Below are 16,941 nucleotides of genomic sequence, written 5' to 3' on the forward strand. Positions count from 1 at the left end.
GCCGATGGATCATTTCCCATCGGCTCCGGTTTGTTGACGAATGAAAGGTTCTAGATTTATTCAAAACATCAGTTGAATTTCCTGTTGGAAATTCCAATTTGTCGAGGCTCGCAGATGCTGAGCCACCGAGCACGCGAATATCCACTTCCCAGATTCTGTGTAAGGTGAATGGCACTATGAAAAAGACGGTTATTCACCACGATAGCTGCTGATTCCCGATCCAAGAATTGCCATCCATATTTTTCCAGCAGCATCAATTTCAACATCTACTACATCCCCCCCGGGCATAGCAGTATATGTGCTTTCACTGGAATACCATTTCCAGAATATATCATCAAATCTCATCACACCACCATCATGATAACCATAGCGTTTCGGGTCTCCATAAGAACTGAGTTCAAACCCTATCCATTTTACTCCCCGACCATCCACTGCTAAGCTGATAATCGGAAGCCCCGGCAATTTTCCACTTGTGCTGTCAGGAGCGTAACTCAACCACTCTCGTCCGTCGTACCTCAGTAAATACCCACGATATGTCCCTGCCCATAACTGGTTCAAGGAATCTACCGCAACTGCTGTTACCCGATTCTCTGGCAACTTCCCATTCGTTGTCTGTACCGTCAGCCCCTGCCAACTACTCCCATCAAACCGACCAATTCCTGAATCGGTTGCAACCCACACAACGTTATTCCGATCCACCACAATGTCATTGATAATGTTGCCAGGCAGTTCTTTATTAGTGTTCTCAGCCGTGATGCTACTCCACCGACTATCCGTAAGCCGCAGCAAGCCGACGGCATTGGTACCTACCCAGACTTCATTGTCACCACGGCATTGAATTGCAGTAATGGTGGCAGAATAAAGAGAGTCGGCAAGGTCTGGGAATTCCTGCCACTGTGTGCCATTGAAGCGAGCAAGCAGACCATTGGTTGCTCCAGCCCAGACGGATCCATCGGAAGCAATATCTACGGCACGAAAATCGGAGCGTGAGAGTGCTCCATTAGTAGTAACGCTATCGTAGCGAGTAAAGGTAGGATTATCGAAGAAAAAGATGCCGGAAGCAGAGGCAATCCAGATGCCTTGAGTAGGTGAGAAGGCAAGATCGTAGGCATAATTCGGTGCTTCGATCCCTTTCCAATCTCGCCATGTTGACCAACCGGGAGCTGGGCCATGCCCAAGGTCTTCGGGGTCACACGACATAAGCAACAGGGCAAGACTAAAGAAGACCGTAAGTCTTAGAATTATACTCAACGTAAAGAGGTTTGCGGAAATCAGACCACACGGGAATTCAGGGTTAGAAGTCCCTCTAACTCTGGTCAGTAATTCTTGATGCCTCTGAAAAGCCTCATTGTCTCTTCTCAACACTCCTCCTTCGTTCTATAAATCTCGTGTCTGTTACCTTCTTCTTGATCAAATTCAAACTTGGCGAATAACTCAGCAAAAACACCTGCTCAATCTACCATGACAAAAAATTCGACCCAGCGGCAATGAAAGCATCTTTGATATTTATTACGTTCGGAACATAAATAAATTTCGGCAATCCAACCACCACGCAATCCCAAACTGGAAATGGCCATAAAAAAACCGGAGCCGATGGATCATTTCCCATCGGCTCCGGTTTGTTGACGAATGAGGCCGCTTACTTCCCGTTCACCAATCCGCGCAGCACGTAATGGAGGATGCCGCCGTTGCGGTAGTACAGGACTTCCTGCGGGGTGTCAATCCGCACCAGCGTTGTGAACTCCACCGCTGTCCCGTCAGGGCGTTCGGCACGGACGGTCAGGTTCCGTGCGGCGGGGAATCCACCGGCGAACAGATCGTTCAATCCGGTGATCTGATAAACCTCGTGCCCGGTTAGCCCAAGCGTTTCCGCGCTTTGGTCCGGAAGGAACTGCAACGGCAGAACCCCCATCCCCACAAGGTTGGAGCGGTGGATGCGCTCGTAGCTTTCGGCAATCACCGCACGCACGCCAAGCAGGCGCGGACCTTTTGCGGCCCAGTCGCGGCTGCTTCCGCTGCCGTACTCTTTTCCGGCAATCACCACCAGCGGCGTTCCGCTTTGCTGGTACTGCATCGAGGCATCGAAGATTGTCGCTATCTCACCAGTTGGAAGGTAGGTGGTGAAGCCCCCTTCGGTCCCCGGGGCAAGCTGGTTCCGCAGCCGGACGTTGGCGAAAGGTGCCGCGCATCATCACCTCGTGGTTTCCGCGCCGCGCACCGTACTGGTTGAAGTCCTTTGGCTGAACGCCACGCTCCATCAGATACTTCCCTGCCGGGGAATCTTTTTTGATGCTTCCCGCTGGCGAGATGTGGTCCGTGGTGATGCTGTGGCCAAGCACCGCAAGCACCCGCGCATCGGTGATGTCGGCCAGCGTTTCGGCGGCCTGGCGCGGCATGTCCACAAAGTAGGGCGGGTTCTTCACGTAGGTGGAGTCGTTGTCCCACTCGTAGATCTCTCCGTCGGGAATCTGCAACGCCTTCCAGTGCGCATCCCCTTCGAACACGCTGCTGTAGCTTTTCTGGAACATCTCCGCTTGCAGGCTTTGCTCCACCGTCTGCCGGACGCTGTGGGTGGTTGGCCAAATGTCTTTTAGATAGACCTTCTCCCCTTCGGCATCCACGCCAATCGGGTCGTTATGGAGGTCAATGTCCATCCGCCCGGCAAGCGCGTAGGCCACCACCAATGGCGGGGACATCAGGTAATTGGCGCGGACCTCGGAGTTCACGCGCCCCTCGAAATTCCGGTTCCCCGACAGCACCGAGCAGACCACAAGATTCCCTTCGTTAATCGCCCCCGACACCTCCGCCGGAAGCGGTCCGCTGTTGCCAATGCAGGTGGTGCAGCCATATCCAACCGTCTGGAATCCAAGCTGGTTCAGATATGGGGTCAGGCCCGCTTTGTCAAGATATTCGGTGACGACCTTCGACCCCGGTGCCAGCGAGGTTTTCACCCAGGGCTTGGCCGTAAGCCCGCGCATGGCAGCGTTTTTGGCAAGCAATCCTGCGGCAATCAACACCGATGGGTTGGAGGTGTTTGTGCAGCTGGTGATTGCTGCAATCACCACCGAGCCGTGGTGCAGAACGCACTCATTGTTCCCCATGTGGAACCGCACTGCCGATGCGTGTTTGGAGTAATCGTGGTGGTCTGCCGGGTGCCCACCTTCGTCCTCCCATTGCTCGGTTTGCGCCGCGGCGGTGGCTGGGGTGTTGTGGCCCACCATCCCCCGAAGTGCTTCGCGGAAAGATTCCTTTGCATCGGCCAGCCGCACCCGATCCTGGGGGCGTTTCGGGCCGGCGATGCTTGGTTCCACCGTGCCCAAGTCAAGCTCCAACCGCTCGCTGTACTCAGCTTCTGGCGTGTCGGCAGTGTGGAACAGGCCTTGCTCTTTCATGTAGGCCTCCACAAGGGCAACCTGTTCCTCGCTCCGTCCGCTGAATCGGAGGAACCGGAGGGTTTCATCATCCACCGGGAAGATGCCGCAGGTTGCGCCGTACTCTGGTGCCATGTTGGCGATGGTGGCGCGGTCCGCCAACGGAAGCGCGGCAAGGCCCGGGCCGTAGAACTCAACGAACTTCCCAACCACCCCCTGCGCGCGCAGCATCTGCGTGACGGTCAGCACAAGGTCGGTGGCGGTTGCCCCTTCCGGCAGCGTCCCGCTTAGGCGGAATCCAACAACTTTTGGAATCAGCATCGAGACCGGCTGGCCAAGCAGTGCGGCCTCGGCCTCGATCCCACCAACGCCCCAGCCAAGGACCCCAAGCCCGTTAATCATGGTGGTGTGGCTGTCGGTCCCGACAAGGGTGTCGGGGTAGGCAAGCGGGTTTCCATCGGCAGCGTCGGCGGTGAAGACCACGCGCGCCAGATACTCCAAATTCACCTGGTGAACAATCCCGGTCTCGGGCGGAACAACGTTAAAATTGCGGAAGGCTTTCTGGCCCCAGCGAAGGAATGCGTACCGTTCGCGGTTCCGCTCATACTCCAACTCGGTGTTGATACGGAACGCATCCACCGTTCCGAAGGCATCCACCTGGACCGAGTGGTCAATCACCAATTCGGCGGGGGAAAGGGGATTGATTTTTGCGGGATCACCCCCCATTGCCGCCATTGCGTCGCGCATGGCCGCAAGGTCCACCACGGCGGGAACCCCGGTGAAATCTTGCATCAGCACCCGCGCCGGCGTGAAGGCAATCTCCTTCTCCGGCAACGAAACCGGGCTCCACGCCGCAAGCGCGCGAACGTCGTCGGCAGTGACGGAAAGGCCGTCTTCGGTTCGGAGAAGATTTTCCAGGAGGATACGGATGGAGAAGGGGAGGCTGCGGAGGTCAACGCCAAGTTGGGAAAGTGCGTCAAGGCGGAAGATGTCGTAGGTGCGCCCACCCACCTGAAAGGGGGAACGGGCGCTGAAGCTGTTGGTCATGGTGCTACCCTCGGTTCTATGTGGATTATGGTTATGCTTGCAGGTCGTGTTCACCGAAGCGCGGCCGAAGCGGAATGCACGCCGCGCTACGCCCCCATGCGTGGCAGGGTTTCGGAAAAGGACGGAGGGACACCCCAAAAAACGCCCTCATTTTACGAAGCGCGACAACTTCGCCAACCCTGCCTGACGGTGCAAGCCGGAGCTGGTAGGGAAGTGTAAGTTTTGCAAGATTACACGGTGCCAATCGCCTGCAACACCCCAGCTGATGGGCAGCTCAAATTTTTATTCTGCCCTCTTATCAACCAATGCCGGTATGCCAACATTTCCCCGTTACCAAATCCGCCGCGCCACCGCCACCGACGCTTCCGGTTGCGCCGCTGTGAACCGCGAAAGCTGGCACACCACCTACCGCGGGTTGATTGACGATGCCGCGCTGCAAAGCATGGACCCCGCCGTGCTGCAGGAGCGTTGGCGCAACCGGCTTTCCCCGGCAAACAGCGCGCTCTTCTGCTTTGTTGCCACGCTTCAGCCGGACGGCGATCCAGCGGGCGATTCCGCAGCCGCGCCCCTTATCGTTGGCTACGTCATGGGGGGATTAAGCCGCCACAGCGACCTCCCGTTTTCCGGCGAGCTGCTGGCCATTTACTTGCTTGCCGAGCATCAGGGGAAAGGGCTTGGCCGCAAGCTGTTCCTGCAGTGCGTTCAGGAATTCCGGCAGCGGGCGATTGATTCCTTCGTCCTGTTTGTGCTGAAAGAGAATCACTCGGCGCGGGCCTTCTACTCATCCTTCAATCCCGATTTTGAGGACCAGGGCCAGGTGACGATTGACGGCTTCACCTATCAGGACATCGGCTATGGCTGGAATGACCTTCGCCAATTTCCAACGCACTAATCCTCCCCAATCCTGACCGCTGCGGTTGTTGTAACCGCCATTCTGCCTCCTCGTCTTTTTGATTGCAACATCAAATCAAGCAATGCCAACATGGGAAACGCCAACATGGGAATTGACGCTATCGCACAGATGCTGGTGAACGGGCGGGCCGCAACGCTCCGCTATATCCGCAGCAAAGTTGCGGACCCCGACGCAGCCGAGGACATCCTTCAAGACAGCTTGGTGAAAGTGCTTCGCACGCTCCCCGATCTGCGCGATGAAGAGCGGTTGATCCCGTGGTTCCACCGGATCATCAACAACGCCATTATTGATTACTACCGCCATAAAGCCGTCGAGGGGAAACATCTTGAACGGGGGCGGGAGGACTTGGACGATATGCGGCAAAGCACCGAGGTTCCACCCGACGAGAAAGGGATGATCTGCGCCTGCATTGCCGACATCATCCCGACCCTGCGCCCGGAACAGGCGGAGGTGATTCGGTTGCTGGAGCTTGAGGATGGCGACCCTGAGTTTGTGGCGGCGCAGCTTGGGATCACCCGCAACAACTTAAAAGTTCGCCGCCACCGCGCACGAACCCAACTGCGCGAACGTCTTCAGGAAACCTGCCGCACGTGCGCCCAGCATGGATGCCTGGATTGCAGCTGCCGCCGTGCCTGACACACACACACGCGCGCCAACCAACGCCAACATGGCGGGGGAAAATTCAACATTATCACACAAGGAAAATCACGATGGATACCACAGAAACGAATACGACCCTATCGGCCACCGAAACGCTCACCATTGCCGGCATGAGCTGCGGGCAGTGCGTTGTGGCAGTGCGGCAAGCATTGCAGGAGCTTGAGGGAATAGAGGTCCAGAACGTCACGATTGGAAGCGCGCAGATCCGCCGCGACCCGGCACGCGCAACCAACCAGCAGCTTACCGAAGCAATCGAGGATGCCGGCTACACGCTTGGCGGCATTCACTAAGAAACAGGACTGTTCGGTAATTTGGTTAATCAAGAGCCGGGAATCGGTCATCGTGTCATCACGGAGCGTGCTTCAAGGTGTTTGCCTGCTCAAGCCCCCTCCAATTCTCATTTTCGTATGCGTAAAGAACGAGTAGCCTTAAGTCTGTTCTCCGGTGCAGGGGGGATGGATATTGGTGTAAGGCAGGCAGGTTTTACGGTATTGGCTGAGGTCGAGTCGGACCCACATGCTTGCTCAACACTTCGGGCAGCTGCAGAGCGTGAGCAGAGGGTAACTCGCGTGATTGAATCCGACATTCGCAAGATAGACCCCCAAGCACTGATGAACGAGCTTGGACTTAAAGCAGGTGAACTTGACCTTCTGTTCGGCGGCCCTCCCTGCCAATCCTTTTCATTGGCAGGGAAGCAACTGGGGTTAAACGATGCACGTGGCCTACTGCTTTTTGAGATGGCACGGTTCGCCGCTGTTTTCCAACCGAAGGCTATGCTGATCGAACAAGTGAAAGGGCTGCTTTCCGCGAAGGGTGAGCAGAACCGAAAAGGTGAGGTGTTCGAGCATTTCTTACAAGACCTTGAGAGCATCCATTACTGTCCGAAATGGAGGGTACTGGTTGCTGCGGACTTCGGTGTACCGCAACTGCGGGAACGATTGTTTGTGGTGGCCACACGCGACCGCAACGGCTTCATGTTTCCAGAGCGAACCCATGCCCCCAAAGATGAGTGCAACGGCCTGTTCCCGCTTGAGCCATATAACACTGTGGGGGCGGTGTTGGGCGGACTTGGAAAACCAGCTCCAAAAACACCTGGCAAACCGTATTATGAATCCGGAGACAGCCATGTTGATGTCACCCCCGAGAGGGATCGCGAGAGAATCCACTTGGTTCCCGAAGGCTCATATTTAGCAGCGCAAACCCATCTAAGCCTAAGCCTTAGGCGAAATCTTACAGCGAAAGACACGACAAAGTATCTCCGCATTCATAGGCAGCGCCCGGCAAACACCCTGCGCTGTGGCGAGATATTTTACCATCCAACAGAAGACCGGTATCTAACCCCGCGTGAATACATGAGGATTCACGGTTATCCAGATGATTACTACCTGATTGGCCCCATTCGCTCCCGCAGCGGAACCGTCCGTAATCTGGACCAGCATCGGCAAGTGGCAAACTCGGTTCCTCCCCCTGTTGCCCGGGCACTCAGTGCACACATACTCTCCTATCTCCATGAGCAAAATCTTTGAGCTTTTCGGATACCGGCGCGATGCATGGACTGTTGAAGCTCAGGAAAACCTTCAGTCAGCCCATTGCCCATTCATGGGAGCCGAGTGCGACGGCGGCGGGAACCGCCACCAATCCGTGATAGATCTAACCCAGCATTCTGAACTGGCAGCACATTTCCCGGGCAAGTCAAAAGTTCAGGCTGGTGTTTGCTCGCTTCTGATAAACGACGCCCATCAACCGTGGATTGTCTGCCCTCGCCGACTTCTCACCATGCGCTCCGATGAACACGCGCATCAAGAATTCGTTCTGCGGTCTCTTCTGCAGCACGTTGCATTACCGAAGGGTAGCTACCGCGTTTGGTCCGATGCCAAAATGAAAATAGAGACCACAACCAATGAGGACGAGGACAAATATTTTGACTACACCTTTGACTACATCATCGCAGGTTCATGCAGGAAAAAATTGTCGGAAGTGGCGGACATCGTCGGATTAGGTTTCAGGAGAACAAGAAGTGAAGCCGAAAAAAACGGTTTCACCGTAGCACAAAGGGAAGGCGATCTCTGGATTGATGATTTCCCCTCAGACCCCATTGTCATTCTGGAGGTTATGGCCTCGAGCACAGCCGGAGGGAACAAGCGCAACCGAACGCAGATTGCAATGGCCTTTGAAGATGCAATTCTACGCCAAGACCACACAGGCCCCGGAATTAATTACCGCCAAGTCTGGGCGCGTATGGTCAGCCAGCTCATCGTAAAATCGCAGACGGCGTTGGCATGGGGCGGCAAAACCATCTGGTTAATCCAAGACGTGCTTGCCGATTACATTTCTAGCAGCACCGCACTGAACCTGCAAAATTATATCAGCCAGCACCCGAACGAGGTGAATATCCTTGCCTTTGGGTATGGCGACCTAACGACACCACAGCCGATGCCACCCCTACAGAATGCCACTTTTTACGCTGGACCAATAACAAGCGATGCTCACCAAACTGGATTCGTGGACATCGTGAAAATCGGTGCGCCACCGCCCAAAGAATATTTGTGGCGCGCCCTCTTCAAAAAACCACCAGTCTCCCCCCTTGTGGTTCAATAAATCTCCGCCTACTTCACAAGTGGGAAGCACAGAAAGCAACAACACCATGACAACAACAGCATTGCCGCCGATTGAACACCCAACAACCACCGGCGCGCCGAACGACCCTCCCCCAGCGGAAATCATTGACCTTGACATCGAGGGGATGACCTGCGCAAGCTGCGTCACACGGGTGGAGCGTTCGCTTCGGAAAGTGGATGGGGTCCAAGAAGTTGCCGTGAACCTGGCCACCAATCGCGCCCGCGTAAAAATGGTGGCCGGCGTTCCGATTGCCGCCTTGCAGGACCGCGTGGAGCGTGCCGGATACTCCGCTTCCCCCGCAACCGATGCCGCGTTGCACCACCACCAGGCCGAGACCGCCGCAACCTACCGGCGGAACTTCCTGATGGCCGCGCCCGCCGCCGCTGCGGTGATGATGGTCTCGATGCTTCCAATGATTATCACCCCGCTGGAACCGCTGGCCATGCGATGGATGGGGGAACTGAACCTGCTGCAATTCGTGCTGACCACGTTCATCCTTGCCCTTCCCGGGCGGAGCTTCTTCCGGCTTGCGGCCCGCAACGCACGCCACCTTGTGGCCGACATGAACACGCTGGTTGCCGTTGGAACCGGCACGGCGTGGCTGTTCAGCAGCGTGCTGATGTTCTTCCCCCACCTGCTCCCGGGCGTTAGCCAACACGAGGTCTATTTCGACACGGCGGCGGTGGTGGTTGCCCTGGTCCTGCTGGGGCGGTGGATGGAGTCGCGCGCGAAGTCGGAAGCGACCGAGGCAATCCACAGCTTGATGCGGCTTGCTCCAAAAATTGCCCACCGCCGCGCAAGCGACGGAACCATCACCGACGTTGAAGCAGAGTTCATCCGCCACGGCGACCTTCTGCTGGTCCGCCCCGGCGAGCAAATCCCCGCCGATGGAGTTCTGGTGGAAGGGGCAACCGCCGTGGATGAGGCGATGATGACCGGGGAATCTATCCCGGTGGAAAAAGTCATTGGGTCGAACGTTGTTGGCGGGACCATTAACACCTCCGGCGCGTTCACCATGCGGGCCGAAGGGGTGGGCCAGGAGACGGTTCTGGCGCAGATTATCCGCACGGTGGAGGAGGCCCAAAGCTCCAAAGCCCCGGTGCAACGCCTTGCCGACTCCATTGCCGGAATCTTTGTTCCGGTGGTGATTGGCATTGCCGTGCTGACGTTTCTTGGCTGGCTTTTGCTTGGCGATGCAGGGCTGGCGCACGCGCTGATTAACGCCGTTGCGGTGCTGGTGATTGCCTGCCCCTGCGCCATGGGGCTGGCGGTCCCAACCGCCGTGATTGCTGGGTCGGGGCAAGGGGCAAAGCGGGGGATTTTAATCCGCAATGCCGAGTCGTTGGAACGCGCCGGAAGCACCAACGTGGTGGTGTTCGACAAAACCGGAACGCTTACCCACGGCCGCCCAGAAGTGGTGGCGGTGGAAGCCTTCCACGGCAACGACCCCGCAACGCTGCTGCGGCTGGTGGCGGCGGTGGAATCCCACAGCGAGCATCCATTGGCCCAGGGGATTGTTCGCCACGCAACCAAGCAGGGGATGGAGCTTGGCCACGTGCAGGTGGCGGAATTCAAATCGGCGGCGGGGATGGGGGTGTATGCCGTTGCCGACGGGCGAACCCTGTTCGCTGGGCGCGCCAGCACCATCCCCACGCTGGACCGCTCCGCCGAAGCATCCGCTTGGGTTCCCCCCGCCGGAAGCAGCGTGGTGTGGGTGGAGCTTGACGGAGCCGTTGCCGGCGCAATCGCCCTTGCCGACACCCCCAAACCAAACGCCCAGCAGGCGGTGGCGAAACTTCACCAGATGGGAATCCAAACGGTGATGCTGACCGGCGACAACCGCGCCGCCGCCGAATCCGTTGCTGCCGCGTTGGGGATTCGGCAGGTTATCGCCGAAGTCCTTCCCGCCGACAAAGGGGAGAAGGTGAAAGAACTGCAGGCCAATGGAAACGTGGTTGCGATGGTGGGGGATGGGGTAAACGATGCCCCCGCGCTTGCCGCCGCCGACGTTGGGATTGCAATGGCCACCGGAACCGATGTGGCCATGTCCGCCAGCGACATCACCCTTGTTGGCGGGGACCTTAGCCGCGTTCCCGATGCAATCGCCCTTTCGCGGCGCACCATGCGGATCATCCGGCAAAACCTGTTTTGGGCGTTTATCTACAACGTCATCGGCATTCCCCTTGCCGCCGCCGGATTGCTTAGCCCAATCGTTGCTGGCGCAGCAATGGCCATGAGCTCCGTAAGCGTGGTGACAAACTCGCTACGGCTAAAGCAAAGCATCTGGTAGCCGCCCCGATTCAATCGGGGTTGATAAAAGGTCTTTAGCCTTCGGTGTCTCTATCCTTCGATGCCTTTAGCCTTCGGCATCTTTAGCCTTCACCGCTTCCCCTCCCCGCGCCCTGCTTTTTTATCCAACGCCCCGACGCTTCGGCTTCGGGGCGTTGTATCTTTGGGGCCGCAGGTGGATGGAGGGCCGTTTACCCCCATTCCCCCAATCCCAAACTGACAGCAGAGCGCAGATAGATAGAGAGAAAGAGTCCCACGCCATGAGCAAGCAACGCACGCCGCTGATGCGGCAATATCATCAGATCAAAGCCAAGTATCCCGACACGGTTCTGCTGTTCCGCTTGGGCGATTTTTACGAGACGTTCGAGGAGGATGCCGGAATCACCGCGCGCGTTTGCGGAATCACCCTAACCCGCCGCAACAACGGAGCCGAGGAGGAAACCCCGCTTGCCGGATTCCCCTACCACCAGCTTGATAACTACCTCCCAAAATTGGTGAAGGCCGGATACCGCGTGGCCGTGTGCGAACAGTTGGAGGACCCAAAACTTGCGCGCGGAATCGTCCGCCGCGACGTGATTGAGGTGGTGACGCCCGGCGTGGCAATGAACGACAAGCTGCTGGAAGCCGGACGGAACAACTATCTGGCCTCGGTTTTTATCGAGCGGGACCATGCCGGCATTGCCTTCTGCGACATCTCCACCGGGGAGTTTTCGGCAACCGAGAATCACCTTTCCGAACTGAACGAAATTCTGGAGTCCATCGGCCCGGCGGAGATTATCGTGAGCCGTGGGCAGAAGGAGCAGTTCAGCAATCGCCGCCTTAGCAGCGAGCCACGAATCACCAAGCTGGAGGAATGGATCTTTGACCACCACTACGCCAGCGAACGCCTGCGCGAGCACTTCGGGACCCACTCGCTGAAAGGGTTTGGGATCGAGGAGCTTCGGCTGGCAACGATTGCCGCCGGCGGGGCGATGCATTACTTGATGGAAACACAGCGGGCGCGGCTTAGCCATATCCGCCGGATTGGCCACTACGCCCACGGCGACTACATCGCCCTTGACCCAGCAACCAAACGGAATCTGGAAATCCTTTTCTCCACCAACGATGGCGGCCGCCACGGATCGCTGGTTGGGGTGATTGACCGCACCGCCACCCCAATGGGAGGGCGGCTGCTGAAACGTTGGATGATCCACCCGCTGAAATCGCGCGAGCAGATTGAAAAGCGGCTGAACGCCGTGGCCTCGCTGTTCGACGATCCATCCATCGCCACCGAGCTGGAGAAAGAACTCCGTTGCGTCAGCGATCTTGAGCGGATGATGGCCCGCGTTGCCACCGCACGCGCAACCCCTCGGGACCTGGGGAACATCCGGCTGACGCTGGACCGGATTCCCCGATTGGTTGAGCTTCTTGCACGCTGCAACTCCGCCACGCTTTCCACCATTGGCCGCGGGCTAAGCCACCCCAGGGACCTTGCCGAACGCCTGGGCCGCGCACTCCCCGATGACCCCCCAGCAACCCTGAACGATGGCGGCGCAATCCGCAGCGGTTACTCGCCGGAACTTGACGAGCTGCGGGACCTTCGCGCAAGCGGCAAAAGCTACATCGAGGGATTGCAGGAACGGGAGCGCGCACGCACCAACATCAACTCGCTGAAAGTTGGGTTCAACAATGTGTTCGGCTACTACATCGAGATCAGCAACGCCAACCGCGACCGGGTCCCGAACGATTACACCCGCAAGCAAACCCTTGCCAACGCCGAACGCTACATCACCCCCGAGCTGAAGGAGTACGAGGAGAAGGTCCTCCATGCCGAAGAAAAGATTGCCACACTGGAGCGGGAGCTGTTCGCCGAGCTGCAAAGCTACACCGCCGAGTTCAGCGAGGCGATTCTGCGGAACGCCCAGCTGCTGGCAATGCTGGATTGCTTTGTTGGGTTTGCACGCGTTGCCCGCGAGCGGGAATACACCCGCCCAACGGTGGACGACTCGACCGTGTTGGAGATCGTTGGCGGGCGGCATCCGGTGGTGGAAACGTTGCTGCCCCCGGGCGAGCGTTACGTCCCGAACGATACCGCGCTGGACACCGCTGCCGACAGGATCGCCATTATCACCGGGCCGAATATGTCGGGCAAATCAAGCTACCTGCGCCAAACCGGGCTGATTGTGCTGATGGCCCAAGTTGGTTGCTTCGTTCCCGCCGAGCGTGCGCGGATTGGTGTGGTGGATAAAATCTTCACCCGAGTTGGCGCGCAGGATAACCTTGCGGCGGGGGAAAGCACCTTCCTTGTGGAGATGCACGAGGCCGCGAACATCCTGAACAACGCCACGGACCGCAGCTTGATTTTGCTGGATGAAGTTGGCAGGGGGACCTCCACCTTCGACGGCATCTCCATCGCCTGGTCCATGACCGAATATTTGCACGAGCGAATCGGCGCACGAACCTTGTTCGCCACCCACTACCACGAGCTGAACGCCCTTGCCGAGCGGTTCCAGCATATCTGCAATTACAAAGTGGAGGTGCGTGAACACGACGACCACGTGATCTTCCTGCGGAAGGTAACACCCGGCTCGGCGGACCACTCCTACGGAATCCAAGTGGCGCAAATGGCGGGATTGCCCGAGGAGGTGACGCGGCGGGCAAAGGAGATTTTGGCACAGCTGGAAAGTGCCTCGGAAGAAAAACCGATTGGTGGAACCGAAGCCGCGCTGGCCGCCGAGGTCCACAGCGGCGGGCAGATGCCGTTCAATGGGCCAGCGGCGCGGCGGGCGAACAGTGGGGCAATCGCCACCGCATCGCCGCAGGTTTCGCTGTTCGAGCTTGCGCTCCCCGCGCCCACGCCGGACCCGATTGCCGAAGAGCTTCGCCAGGCACTGAGCGCGATTGACCTTTACTCCATGACCCCGCTGCAAGCCATGATGGAGTTGGAGCGATTGCAGAAAAAAGCGCGGGGATAAAGAACCACGCGCGTGCCGAAACGTGCCATCCCGCTCAATCCGCCGGCGGGGCATCGTGCTGCTTCTCATACCCCTCCCGATTGGCCAGCCAAAACGGCTCCAATTTCTGCTCGGCTAATTCTTGATTCGCCTCGTACTCCATCACCCAATCGCGCAGGCCCGGGTGGGTGTACAGTTCCGGCGTGGGGTCCCCAATCGCCCCGGCGATTGCTTGGGCAACGTGGTCGGCGGAAAGAAGCGGAATGGCTGGGGGAAGCTCGCGACCCATTTGCGCGGCAAGCTGGTTCCCACGTTCGCGCTCGTAGTCGAACAGGGCAATCATGGATCCCCCTTCGGCGGCGGTTGCCCAGTCGGTCAGCGTTCCGGCGGCGATGACGGCGGTGGCCAGCACCCCCGTGCCGGCAAGCTCCGAACGGAGCGCCCGCGTGAATCCAACCGTCGCGTGTTTTGCCGCAACGTAGGCTCCGTTCCCCGGGAAACCGATCTTCCCCGCCACCGAGGCCACGTTGATAATCTGCCCGCGCCGCAGCGGAACCATGTGGCGCAACGCCGCCGCGGTGCCATGCCACAACGAGAAAACATTCACCCGAAAGATGCTTTCCAGCTGATCCTCCGGAGTGTCGTGGATGTAGGCGTTGTTGCCGCGCCCGGCGTTGTTCACCAGCACGTGAAGCTCGCCAAATCGCGCAATCGTTGCGGCAACGGCTTCTCGGAATTGGCTGGGCACCGTGACATCGCAAGGCAACGGGAGCGCGACTCCGCCAGCGGCTTCAACTTCGGCGGCAAGCTGGGTTAGTAACGCGCCACGCCGGGCAACAATCGCAAGCCGCGCACCGCTGCCGGCAAGCCGCACGGCCAACGCCCGCCCAATGCCGCTGCTTGCGCCGGTGATAAGAATAACAGGGGAATGCCCAAACGTTGCCAGCATGATGGATGATTATGGATGGTTGTTGATGAGTTCCTGTTGGCTTGACACCCCCCAAGCTACACCCCTCCGAAATATTTTTCCGCGAAACTACTTTTGTTTACTTGTTCACACCAGCGCGATTGCCGACATTTGCAGCCCGTTCGGGGAGTAGCGTAGCCCGGTATCGCGTCTGCTTTGGGAGCAGAAGGTCGTCGGTTCAAATCCGGCCTCCCCGACAACAAAACCAAAAAGCACCGATCAATTCTGTTGATTGGTGCTTTTTTTTTGGCCTCGTTCCTGTTGCTTCATAGTTTCGCCCCGCTTCCCCTTTTTCTAACCTATTTCGGAATCCTTCAATCATGCGCATTGCTGCTTCGCTCCCCATGCTTCTTCTTCTCAGCTTGCTGGCCGTTGGATGCGGCGGCAAGGAGGAAGCCACAACCACCACCGCCGGAAAAGGGGGGAAGATCTACGGCGGAACCTACACCCTGAACGTGCTGCGTGGCGACCCGAAAGGGCTGGACCCCGTGCAGGTCAACAGCAAACACGCCGACGACATCTGCACCCAGATTTACGACAAGCTGGTGGACCTGAACAGCAAGCTGGAGCTTGTGCCGGAGCTTGCCCGCACGCTTCCGGCAATCAGCGAGGATGGGAAGACCTACCGTTTCGCGCTCCGCACCGATGTCAAGTTTCAGGACGACGGATGCTTCCCCGGCGGCAAAGGACGGCGGATGACCGCGCACGACGTGAAATACTCACTCACCCGCTGCTGCGACCCCCGCACCCAGACGCTGGCGTTCTGGGCATTCAAGGGGAAGGTCCGCGGCGCGTCCGAATATTTTACGGCGATGAACGCTGGCGACACCGCCGCAAAGGATATCCCCGGATTCCGCGCCGTGGACGATTCCACGTTCGAGATTGAGTTGGTGGAGCCGTTCGCACCGTTTATCTACTACTTGGTCAACTCACTTGGCAGCGTTGTCCCGCGTGAGGCGGTGGAGAAGTATCGGGAGAATTTCTTCCAGCATCCGGTTGGGACCGGGGCGTTTACGTTCGTCAGCTGGACCAACCGCGAGCAGATTGTGCTGAAACGGAACCCGAACTACTGGGGGCGCGATGAGCAAGGGAATCACTATCCATTTTTGGATGAACTCCGCTTCCGGTTTGTCACCGACGACAAGGTGCAATTCAGCGAGTTTGAGCAGAAGACGTTGGACGAATTGTTCGGAATCCCCACCGAGTTTTACACGATGGTGATTGACACCGCCACCGGGAAGCCAACCCAGAAATACGCGGGCTACCAGGTGCAAAGCACGCCGGCAATGCTGACGTGGTTTTTCGATTTCAACACCGCGCGCCCGCCGTTCAACAATGCCAATCTGCGCCGCGCCTTCAACTACGCGATTGACCGCCAGAAGATTGTCCGCTATGTGCTGCAAGGCTCGGCCTACGCTCCGGCAATCCATGGGCTGGTCCCGCCCGTTTTCCCGAACTACCAAACCGACGCAATCAAGGGCTACGATTACCAGCCGGAGCTTGCGCGGAAATTGCTGGCCACGGCTGGCTATCCGCAGGGGAAAGGCTTGGGGCCAATCACCCTTTTTATCTATCCCGAGCCACGGTTGGTGGAGGTTGCGCAAGCCGTCCAGGAGATGCTCACGCGGGAGCTGAACGTGAACGTGGAGATCAAGCAGGTGGAGTTTGCGCAGATGCAATCGCAGGCGGAGCTTGGGCATTTTTCGTTTTGGGGAACACGCTGGTACGGCGATTATCCCGACCCGGAAACCTATCTGGCACTGCTGTACGGCGCGAACGTTCCGGCCTTCGACACGCTTCCCAGCTATCCGAACGGAACCCGCTACAGGAGCGCGGACTTCGACGCAAATTTCCGCAAAGGGGTGGCCACCATTGACGCGCTTGCCCGCATGGCCCACTACGCCAAAGCCGAACAGATTGGCATGAACGATGCCCCGCTGATGCCACTGTTTTACGAGATGCACTACCAGCTGCTGCAACCCAACGTCCGCGGCCGCTGGCTTGACGCAATGGCCCGCATGGACCTGAAATTTGTCTGGAAGGAGAAGGCCGAATAACCGGCAAGAAACGGCGAGCCAACACCCCGCCCAGCGCCGCCCGACCAACGACATCTATCAATCAGAAGCAATCAATCACGCTCAA

10 protein-coding genes, 1 tRNA gene and 1 pseudogene are annotated in these 16,941 nt (G+C 58.2%); 9 read left to right on the plus strand and 3 right to left on the minus strand.

Features of this window, described 5'->3' with window-relative positions:
• Positions 1–189: 189 nt before the first annotated feature.
• On the minus strand, positions 190–1,251 hold the full coding sequence (locus IPM61_05590) for a hypothetical protein (GenBank protein ID MBK8910786.1): 1,062 nt from the start codon (positions 1,249–1,251) through the stop codon (positions 190–192).
• 388 nt (positions 1,252–1,639) lie between these two features.
• Positions 1,640–4,418: pseudogene (gene acnA / locus IPM61_05595) on the minus strand (aconitate hydratase AcnA).
• Positions 4,419–4,731: 313 nt separating this feature from the next.
• On the opposite strand from acnA, the gene IPM61_05600 reads away from it, so the two are divergent.
• From IPM61_05600 to mutS, 7 genes are all read left to right on the plus strand, one after another.
• Entirely contained in the window at positions 4,732–5,310 is a 579-nt protein-coding gene (locus IPM61_05600; GenBank protein MBK8910787.1) for a GNAT family N-acetyltransferase, read from the plus strand.
• A gap of 90 nt (positions 5,311–5,400) precedes the next feature.
• A complete protein-coding gene (locus IPM61_05605) occupies positions 5,401–5,967 on the plus strand; it encodes a sigma-70 family RNA polymerase sigma factor (protein MBK8910788.1) in 567 nt (188 codons plus the stop codon).
• A gap of 74 nt (positions 5,968–6,041) precedes the next feature.
• Positions 6,042–6,281: a heavy-metal-associated domain-containing protein gene (locus IPM61_05610; GenBank protein MBK8910789.1), complete on the plus strand. Its 240-nt coding sequence runs from the start codon at positions 6,042–6,044 to the stop codon at positions 6,279–6,281.
• Positions 6,282–6,398: 117 nt separating this feature from the next.
• Positions 6,399–7,517: a DNA cytosine methyltransferase gene (locus tag IPM61_05615; GenBank protein MBK8910790.1), complete on the plus strand. Its 1,119-nt coding sequence runs from the start codon at positions 6,399–6,401 to the stop codon at positions 7,515–7,517.
• Complete coding sequence (locus IPM61_05620; GenBank protein ID MBK8910791.1) at positions 7,501–8,589, plus strand: hypothetical protein; 1,089 nt, start codon at positions 7,501–7,503, stop codon at positions 8,587–8,589. Before IPM61_05615 ends, IPM61_05620 begins: the two co-directional genes overlap by 17 nt.
• Positions 8,590–8,635: 46 nt before the next feature.
• A complete protein-coding gene (cadA, locus tag IPM61_05625; protein MBK8910792.1) occupies positions 8,636–10,900 on the plus strand; it encodes a cadmium-translocating P-type ATPase in 2,265 nt (754 codons plus the stop codon).
• A gap of 283 nt (positions 10,901–11,183) precedes the next feature.
• Positions 11,184–13,853: a DNA mismatch repair protein MutS gene (gene mutS, locus IPM61_05630; GenBank protein ID MBK8910793.1), complete on the plus strand. Its 2,670-nt coding sequence runs from the start codon at positions 11,184–11,186 to the stop codon at positions 13,851–13,853.
• 34 nt (positions 13,854–13,887) lie between these two features.
• Here the strand turns inward: mutS and IPM61_05635 are convergent, their stop codons facing one another.
• Complete coding sequence (locus tag IPM61_05635; GenBank protein ID MBK8910794.1) at positions 13,888–14,781, minus strand: SDR family oxidoreductase; 894 nt, start codon at positions 14,779–14,781, stop codon at positions 13,888–13,890.
• Between the two features lie 141 nt (positions 14,782–14,922).
• On the opposite strand from IPM61_05635, the gene IPM61_05640 reads away from it, so the two are divergent.
• Positions 14,923–14,996 (plus strand) — tRNA-Pro (locus tag IPM61_05640).
• Between the two features lie 123 nt (positions 14,997–15,119).
• Positions 15,120–16,856, plus strand: coding sequence for an ABC transporter substrate-binding protein (locus IPM61_05645; GenBank protein MBK8910795.1), 1,737 nt, complete (start codon positions 15,120–15,122; stop codon positions 16,854–16,856).
• Positions 16,857–16,941: the final 85 nt, after the last annotated feature.

The sequence above is a fragment of the Chlorobiota bacterium genome (genome assembly GCA_016710285.1).
Taxonomy (GTDB): domain Bacteria; phylum Bacteroidota; class Ignavibacteria; order OLB7; family OLB7; genus OLB7.